Origin of the sequence: Halomonas sp. ATBC28, from assembly GCF_005937175.1 — a bacterium.
GTDB classification, from domain to species: Bacteria; Pseudomonadota; Gammaproteobacteria; order Pseudomonadales; family Halomonadaceae; genus Vreelandella; species Vreelandella titanicae.
This window is the reverse complement of sequence record NZ_VCQL01000046.1, coordinates 1-8,051: the sequence shown is the minus strand read 5'-3', so window position 1 is coordinate 8,051 and position 8,051 is coordinate 1. Positions and strand designations below refer to the sequence as shown.

At 55.6% G+C, this 8,051-nt stretch carries 8 protein-coding genes; 7 read left to right on the top strand and 1 reads right to left on the bottom strand.

Annotated features, from left to right (window positions below):
• Positions 1 to 194: 194 nt before the first annotated feature.
• The gene (gene htc2 / locus E0L35_RS25085; protein ID WP_027959600.1) at positions 195 to 1,811 is read right to left on the bottom strand and encodes a methyl-accepting chemotaxis protein Htc2; all 1,617 of its coding nucleotides are present in this window, start codon (positions 1,809 to 1,811) and stop codon (positions 195 to 197) included.
• 199 nt (positions 1,812 to 2,010) lie between these two features.
• Here htc2 and E0L35_RS25080 point away from each other — a divergent pair, with 199 nt between their 5' ends.
• The 7 genes from E0L35_RS25080 to E0L35_RS25050 all read left to right on the top strand — a co-directional run bounded on the left by E0L35_RS25080 (position 2,011) and on the right by E0L35_RS25050 (position 7,653).
• Positions 2,011 to 2,877, top strand: a complete 867-nt coding sequence (locus E0L35_RS25080; RefSeq protein WP_041157906.1) for an MBL fold metallo-hydrolase — start codon at positions 2,011 to 2,013, stop codon at positions 2,875 to 2,877.
• 29 nt (positions 2,878 to 2,906) lie between these two features.
• A complete protein-coding gene (locus E0L35_RS25075; RefSeq protein WP_041157907.1) occupies positions 2,907 to 3,374 on the top strand; it encodes a membrane protein in 468 nt (155 codons plus the stop codon).
• A 23-nt stretch (positions 3,375 to 3,397) separates the two neighbouring features.
• On the top strand, positions 3,398 to 3,802 hold the full coding sequence (locus E0L35_RS25070) for a DUF6691 family protein (protein ID WP_027959597.1): 405 nt from the start codon (positions 3,398 to 3,400) through the stop codon (positions 3,800 to 3,802).
• Between the two features lie 127 nt (positions 3,803 to 3,929).
• Entirely contained in the window at positions 3,930 to 4,631 is a 702-nt protein-coding gene (locus E0L35_RS25065) for a response regulator transcription factor (protein ID WP_041157908.1), read from the top strand.
• Positions 4,628 to 5,947 (top strand): ATP-binding protein, encoded by a 1,320-nt coding sequence (locus tag E0L35_RS25060; RefSeq protein WP_041157909.1) that lies wholly within the window; start codon positions 4,628 to 4,630, stop codon positions 5,945 to 5,947. Before E0L35_RS25065 ends, E0L35_RS25060 begins: the two co-directional genes overlap by 4 nt.
• A gap of 27 nt (positions 5,948 to 5,974) precedes the next feature.
• Positions 5,975 to 6,640, top strand: a complete 666-nt coding sequence (locus E0L35_RS25055; protein ID WP_027959595.1) for a c-type cytochrome — start codon at positions 5,975 to 5,977, stop codon at positions 6,638 to 6,640.
• Positions 6,637 to 7,653 (top strand): c-type cytochrome, encoded by a 1,017-nt coding sequence (locus tag E0L35_RS25050; protein ID WP_041157910.1) that lies wholly within the window; start codon positions 6,637 to 6,639, stop codon positions 7,651 to 7,653. Before E0L35_RS25055 ends, E0L35_RS25050 begins: the two co-directional genes overlap by 4 nt.
• Positions 7,654 to 8,051: the final 398 nt, after the last annotated feature.

The following is an 8,051-nucleotide window of genomic DNA, read 5'->3' as shown; positions in this document are numbered from 1 at the left end:
GAGCGCAGCGACGAGGCAATCTCGATCTGCGGTGGCAGGTAACCCCGAGATTGCTTCACTACGTTCGCAATGACAGGTGAAGGATTTCAATGATATCACCTACGTCATTGCGAGGAGCGCAGCGACGCGGCAATCTCGATCTGCGGTGGCAGGTAACCCTGAGATTGCTTCACTGCGCTCGCAATGACAAAACATCAAAAATCGCTATGCTGATGAGCGGTCTGCGGGGCGGGTGAGGAGGCGGGTAAGCTTGCCTGTGTATGCTCCGTGCTCTGGTGAATGCGGAAGTGGGCAACCAGTTGGCGCAGCTGGGCGCTGAGCTGGGCCAGGGCTTGAGTCGCGTGAGTGCTTTCTTGCACCAAGCTGGCATTTTGCTGGGTCATTTGATCCATTTGCGTTACCGCTTGGTTGACCTGCTCAATGCCGCTGCTCTGTTCAATGGTAGCCGCAGAAATTTCCTGAACCAGCGTACTGAGCTGTTTGATATCATCGACCATGCTGTTAATCACATCACCGGTGTCGCGTACTTGGCGGCTGCCTTCAACTACTTTGCTGTCCGACGCTTCGATCAGCGTTTTAATCTCCTGTGCCGCAGCAGCTGAGCGGCTGGCAAGTTGACGAACCTCATTGGCGACAACCGCAAAGCCGCGCCCTTGATCACCTGCTCGGGCGGCTTCAACTGACGCGTTCAGTGCCAAAATATTGGTTTGGAAAGCGATACCGTCAATGGTGTTAACGATGCTGCTCATCTGTGTGGCGCTTTCGTTAATCGTCGCCATAGTGGTCGTGACGGACGACATCGAGTCGCTGCCGCGCTGAGCGCTATCGGCCGCTCTGGTGGCAAGCTTACGCGCATGGTCAGCGTGTTCAGCATTTTGCTTAACAGTCGCGGTGAGCTGTTCCATACTGGAAGCGGTTTCAGCTAGTGATGCTGCCTGCTCTTCGGTGCGGGTCGAAAGCTCTTCGTTTACGCCCACGATCTGCTCTACGCCACTGTTGACCTGGCTTGCACCTAGGTGGATGTCACCAATCGTCTCGGCAAGAGCTTCACGCATCCGGTTGATATTAAAAAGTAAGCTCTGTTGATCCTTCGGCGAAAGCCGTGTGACCTGGGTCAGGTCGCCGTCGGCAATATGACGTACTACGTTGGCTGCATAGCGTGGGTCTCCACCTAAACGACGAGAAACATCACGAATAACCCATCCCATCAGCAGCGTTACCGGCAGGCCAATGATCAGTAGTATCACGATCGAGCGAATCAAACCGGCAATAAAGGCGGCATTAATATCATCGACATAAACGCCGGTCGCCAGTGACCAGTCCCATTCGGGAAGGTGCGCTACATAACTGGTTTTCGGCAGCTGCTCGTCGCCACCCGCGCGGGTAGAATAGTAATTGACGTGACCACCACCTGCTTGCGCGACACGCAGCAACTCGGGGTACAGCGCCATCCCGCTGGCGTCTTCATAATTGGTCATGTCAGTGCCGGGTGTGCGGCTAGGATGCGATATAATCAGTAAGTCATCGTTGAATGAAAAGATATACTCGCCCGCCCCAAAGCTAACGCTAGACATATTATCGATCGCACGCTGCTGCGCTTCTTCCAGGCTAAGTTCACCGGAGGCTACCCGTTCTTGCAGGGCTTCAATTTGGTTTTGCACGCTTTCCACTACGTATTGAATGCTATCGCGGCGTTCGCTCTCAATCGTCTGGCGGTTCTCCCAGGCAAGCCAGCCAACCAATAGCAGCATGGCAACCCAGATAATACCCAGCGTTCCCCAGAGTTTTTGTGTCGTTGTTAAGTGAGTCATGTTCTTCCTAATTTTTGTAATTGAGTAACTCCTTCATTATCGGCCTAAATGGAGCAGACCTTAGCAAAAATAGTCTTGAACACTCTTTTGGGATATATAGCACCCTTATATTCTAAAATAATCTAAATATAGAACTTAAAATGCACTATGCTGTCTTTATAGCATGAGATTGAGATCACCACCCCTATGGGAGGCAACGATGCAACGCCCAATCGTTACGCACTTTTTTGATGAGCCTACGAACACCTTTAGCTATGTCGTCCAAGACCCTGATAGCCGTGCCTGCGCAATTATAGATTCGGTACTCGATTTTGATTATGCCGCTGGGCGAACCGACGTGCGATCTGCTAACACCATCATCGCTTTTATTCGCGAACACGATCTCGATGTAGTCTGGATTTTGGAGACCCATGTACATGCAGACCACCTCTCGGCAGCGCCATACCTACATGAACAGTTAGGGGGTAAAACCGGCATTGGTGCCAACATAGTGAAGGTGCAGGAGATATTCGGTAAGGCATTCAATGCGGGCAGTGAGTTTGCTCGGGATGGCAGCCAGTTTGATGCGCTGTTTGAAGAAGGGGATACGTTCGCCGTTGGCCAATTACAGGGCCAGGTGCTGCATACCCCAGGACATACGCCCGCTTGTTTAACCTACGTAATAGGCGATGCCGCCTTTGTAGGCGATACGCTATTTATGCCGGATTATGGCACCGCGCGGTGCGACTTTCCCGGTGGAGATGCGCGCACTCTTTATCACTCTATCCAAAAAGTATTGGCGCTTCCCGAGCAGACGCGGCTGTTCTTATGCCACGACTATAAAGCTCCCGGTCGCGATACCTTTCAGCATGAAACCAGCGTTGCGGAACAGCGCAGTGAGAACGTCCATGTTCATGAAGGTATCAGCGAAGACGAGTTCGTGAAGATGCGCACTGAGCGCGACGCCACCTTAGGCATGCCACGGCTCATTATTCCTTCGGTGCAGGTCAATATGCGTGCGGGGGAGCTGCCTCCGGCGGAAGAGAACGGCACTGTCTATCTCAAAGTGCCGCTTAATTTTTTCTAACGGTTTAAGTGCGAGCTGAGGAGTGATCAGTGGATTGGACAGCAGGCTTACAAGGGCTGGTTGGGGGTGTATTAATTGGGCTTTCCGCTACCTGGCTGATGGCAACGCTGGGGCGTATCGCCGGTATCAGTGGCATCGTGGGTAACTTGATAACCCAGCGCCCCAAGGGCGATAGCGCTTGGCGAGTGGCTTTTCTGTTAGGGCTGATTAGCGGCCCGCTTCTGCTTATGGCGTTAGGTGGTGGTTTGGGCAACGTTGCCGGAAGCCCTGGTGAGGTGATTGGCGCGCCGGTGGGAGGCGTAGGGTTAATGCTGGTGGCTGGGCTGTTAGTGGGCGTAGGCACGGGGCTGGGCAGTGGCTGTACCAGCGGCCATGGGGTATGCGGGCTGGCGCGCTTGGCACCACGCTCCATGGCGGCCACCGGTATGTTTTTGCTGACGGCGCTAGTGACCGTTTATATCTCGCGCCACATGCTAGGCCTAGGCGGTGGAGTATGAGTCAGTCAAACAAGAGTCATTGGATGAAAACAGCGGCAGGCTATGCGGCGGGGCTACTTTTCGGTATCGGCTTAGCTGTTTCAGGCATGACCGACCCCGCGCGAGTAGTGGGGTTTCTAGACGTAGCGGGCGCCTGGGATCCAACGCTGATGTTCGTATTGGGCGGGGCCGTCATCACCACCTTTGTTGGCTATCGGCTGGTATTCAAGCGTACTGCACCATTGTTGGGTGGCGTCTTTCAGTTACCGACCAAACGAGAGTTAGACGCGAAGTTATTAGGGGGCGCTGCCCTGTTCGGCATCGGCTGGGGGCTTTCCGGCTACTGCCCAGGGCCAGCGATTGCCTCCATTGGCGGTCTTTCCTTACCGCTATTGGCCATGCTGGTGACAATGGTGTTGGGGTGGTTTGCTGCTAAGCGTCTCGCCTAGCCATTCGTCCTTATTCGGCGATTGCCATGCCCGCGCCCTTGCCATCAAAGCAAGGGCGTTTTTATTTGTCTTAACGCTGGGTTAATGCCCGTCCGCCATGCTGATGGGTAATAAATAGGAAACCGCTATGCACGTCTTGTTGATTGAAGATGACCCGCTGGTTGCTTCGGGTATTCGCGCTGGATTAATGACCTTCGACTTTGTGGTCGATCACGTCTCCACGGGGAGCGCTGCCCGTCAGGCGATGCGAACGGTGGTCAGTGATGTGGTCATTCTTGATCGCGGATTGCCCGATGGCGATGGTCTTCAATTGCTGGCCGAGTGGCGCGAGCAGGGCAATGACGTTCCCGTGCTGGTGTTAACCGCTAGGGATGCGGTGCGTGACCGAGTGGATGGACTGCAGGGCGGCGCCGACGACTATCTGGTGAAACCTTTCGATTTAGATGAGTTGGTAGCGCGTTTGCACGCCTTGTTACGCCGAGTAGCAGGGCGCAGCAGCGGCCTGATTGCCCATGGCGCACTCTGCTTAGATCCAACGGCTAGGGAGGTCTACGTCGATGAACAGCTGATTATGCTGTCTCGCCGGGAGCTGGTGCTGCTTGAAACCTTCCTGCAATCGCCACGCAGCGTCCTGTCAGCCGACCAGCTCAAAGATAGCCTTTACGGTATGAACGACGATGTTGAGAGCAATGCGCTGAATGTGCATATCCACCACCTGCGCCGCAAGTTGGGTAGCGGCGTGATTGAAACAGTGCGCGGGCTTGGCTATCGGTTGGGCAAACCCGAGGCGGTACATGCGGCCGGTACGCCCTATAAGGGGCAGCTATGAGTTTACGTGCGCGCTTGCTGCTGACTCTGGGATTAACGCTGGCACTGCTCTGGGGTGTGGCGGCGGCGTGGCTGATGCGCGACCTGGAAGAGAAGTTTGTGGAAACCCTGGATCAGCGCTTAGCGCAGTCGGCAAGAATGGTGGCCGGGTTAGTCCTGCAGCTGCCGTTTGACGTATGGGAGGATGCCGAGCATCCAGTGCTGTCTATTCCACCCATTGAAGGTCTGGCCTGCCAAGTGCACTCGCCCCAAGGCGAAATCATGGCGCGCACCCATGCCGATATGGACGCTATTCTCGCCCCGGGAGAGGGCGGCCACACTTATCGCCAGGCAGGCGACGTGACTTGGCGGGTATTTACCTACGAGCGCGGTGGCATCGTGATTACCACCGCTGATCGTATGGATGAGCGCGATATGCTGCTCGGCGGCGTTATACGCATGACCGTGGTGCCCTTTATCGTAGCGCTGGTAGGCAGCATGTTTGCGCTTTGGCTGGGGGTTTGGCGTGGCTTAGCACCGCTAACACGGCTGCGCGAATCGCTGGCCAATCGCCACCCCGATGCACTGGCCCCTGTCGCTACCTATGGCCTGCCTAAAGAGATTCGTCCGCTGATTGAGACCCTCAATGCGCTTCTAGCGCGCGTACAGCAAACCATTATCCGCGAGCAGCGCTTTACCAACGACGCTGCCCACGAACTGCGCACGCCGCTTACTGCGATCAAAACCCACCTGCAAGTGGCTCGCCGGGTCGAAGGTCAGGCCGCAATAACATCGCTCAACTATGCTGAAGAGGGAGTGGTGCGGTTGAGCTCAACCCTTGACCAACTGCTCACGCTGGCTCGCGTAGAGGGGCGTGTGCGCTTTGATGATGGTGAGGCTAGTCGCGTCGCAGATGTGGCCGAACACGCCCTGGCGGATAGCCAGCACAACAAATCAGCCCGCTTTGTAGTGTCGCCCCATTGGCCCGATGTCGCCCTTGCGATGCCCCGCGAATTGGCTATCACCGCGCTGCGTAATTTGCTCGATAACGCTATTAACCATGGGCCCGCCGGTGCCCCCGTTAACTTTGATGCGCAGTGGGAGCCAGGGGAGCGCCATCTTACCTTTAGCGTTAGCGACCAAGGCCCAGGTGTTGATGGCGCGACGCTTGAACAATTAACTCAACGATTCTGGCGCGCCAGTAAACAGCAAGGCAGTGGACTGGGGTTAGCCATTGTGGCTGCTATCGCCGAACGTTTTGGTGGCGAAGTGACGTTTGTCAGCCCTGCTGGAGGTGGTTTTACCGCCCGTCTGGTGGTGCCAGTGGCGGGTAGCTAACAACGATAACGCAAGGGAGAAACCGAGATGAATAAAAAATACTTAAGCAGGTTTGGCCTGCTGATAGGGATTAGCTTAGTCACTGGAGGCGCGCTGGCGCAGCAGGGTGACGCGGAGCGAGGCCAGGCTGCAGCGGCTACCTGCACAGCCTGTCATCAGGCCGATGGCAGCGGTATGAATGTGCCCAATGGTGAGTCATGGCCGCGCTTAGCGGGGCTGAATGCGGACTATATCGCTAAGCAGTTGCACGACTTTAAAGCCGGGCAGCGTCAAAATGCGACCATGATGACGTTTGCCAATATGCTCGACGATCAGCAAATAGCCGATGTTGCCGAATACTATAGCCAAATGCCGGTAACGCCGGGGCAAGGCGGCGATGAGGCCGACGAAGCGCTGCTGGCGCGGGGTCAACAGCTTGCCGAACGCGGCGATTGGAACGCCTACATTGTTTCCTGCCAAAGCTGCCACGGGCCCGGTGGTACGGGCGTTGGCAGCACCTTCCCAGGTGTCGCCAGCCAGCATGCTGGCTATATCAGCGCTCAGTTGAGGGCGTGGAAAAACGAGACACGCATCAACGACCCACAGAATCTCATGGGGGCCATTGCCAAGCGCATGAGCGATAACGACATTCAGGCGGTGTCTGCCTGGTATGCCACGCAACCCGGTTCAGAAGAACAGGAGACAGCACAATGATCATCTGTCGTCGCTCCCTCGTCATAACGCTGACCGGCTGCTCGCTTGCGTTCGGTACCGTTTATACAGCCACGGTTTTTGCCCAGCCAGAAGAGCGTCCAGATGCTGCGCTGAATATGCTGGTACACGAGCCCCCCACCATGGAAGACCTTGAGAATTCCGAACTTCATCCGGAGCTGAAGAAAGTCATCCGCTATGGGCATGATCTATTCACCAATACGCAGCAGTTGCGTGGTGAGAACGTGTTCAATGATATGAACTGCTCTAGCTGTCATTTGGGCGAAGGGCGGGTGCCGTTCAGTGCGCCAGTGTGGGCCGCGGCTATCACGCTGCCGGACTTCCGTGGTAAGAACCAGCATGTGAATAACTTGGAAGAGCGTATCGCAGGCTGCTTTGCTTACTCCATGAACGGCGTGCCACCGGAGTATGGCAGCGATGAAATGCTGGCGCTGAGCGCCTACCATCAGTGGCTGGCCACCGGTGCGCCGATGTATCCAGACAAACCGATCTATGGGCGTGGCTTCCCCGCGCCGGATGAGCCAGCTGAAGAGCCCGACTACGCTAGAGGCGAAGCGGCTTACCAGCAAAATTGTTCGATTTGCCACCAAAAGGATGGATCGGGCCACTATGAAAACGGCGAATACGTATTTCCAGCCCCTTGGGGCGACGGCTCTAATAATTGGGGCGCGGGGATCGCGCGAGTAGAAACCATGGCGGGCTTTATTTACCAAAATATGCCGCTTGGTCAGCCGCGGTCACTCAGCGATCAAGACGCCTGGGATATTGCTTACTTCATAAGCAGCCAAGAGCGACCCCAAGACCCTCGCTACACGGGCGATGTCGCCGAGACAGCCGAGCGTTTTGGCCCGACCTTCCATAACCGCTCACTGTACGGGCAAACCCGCGAACACGACGGCCATGTACTCGGTGATCACGACAACTTCGGGGAGAAGGGCGACCTTAAACCCTGGAACGTCGGGATGCCGAGGTTTGAAAACCTTTCCGAGGAGTAATACCGTCACGAAATGTGATTATGAGGAACTTTCATTTTTTGTCATTGAGAGGAGTCCTCTTTATGTCATTGCGAGGAACTTGCGACGAAGCAATCTTTGGCGGCGGTGGCAGATTAACCCCGAGATTGCTTCACTACGTTCGCAATGACAGGTAGAGGATTTCAATGACATCACCTACGTCATTGGGAGGAGCGCAGCGACGCGGCAATCTTTGGCGGCGGTGGCAGATTAACCTCGAGATTGCTTCACTACGTTCGCAATGACAGGTGAAGGATTTCAATGACATCACCTACGTCATTGCGAGGAGCGCAGCGACGCGGCAATCTTTGGCGGTGGCAGATTAACCCCGAGATTGCTGCACTACGTTCGCAATGACAGGTGAAGGATTTCAATGACAT

Bases quoted from the DNA above. Each gene is read 5' to 3' on its own strand.
- htc2 (WP_027959600.1), bottom strand. From the start codon at position 1,811: ATGACTCACTTAACAACGACACAAAAACTCTGGGGAACGCTGGGTATT.
- E0L35_RS25080 (WP_041157906.1), top strand. From the start codon at position 2,011: ATGCAACGCCCAATCGTTACGCACTTTTTTGATGAGCCTACGAACACC.
- E0L35_RS25070 (WP_027959597.1), top strand. From the start codon at position 3,398: ATGAAAACAGCGGCAGGCTATGCGGCGGGGCTACTTTTCGGTATCGGC.
- E0L35_RS25065 (WP_041157908.1), top strand. From the start codon at position 3,930: ATGCACGTCTTGTTGATTGAAGATGACCCGCTGGTTGCTTCGGGTATT.
- E0L35_RS25060 (WP_041157909.1), top strand. From the start codon at position 4,628: ATGAGTTTACGTGCGCGCTTGCTGCTGACTCTGGGATTAACGCTGGCA.
- E0L35_RS25055 (WP_027959595.1), top strand. From the start codon at position 5,975: ATGAATAAAAAATACTTAAGCAGGTTTGGCCTGCTGATAGGGATTAGC.
- E0L35_RS25050 (WP_041157910.1), top strand. From the start codon at position 6,637: ATGATCATCTGTCGTCGCTCCCTCGTCATAACGCTGACCGGCTGCTCG.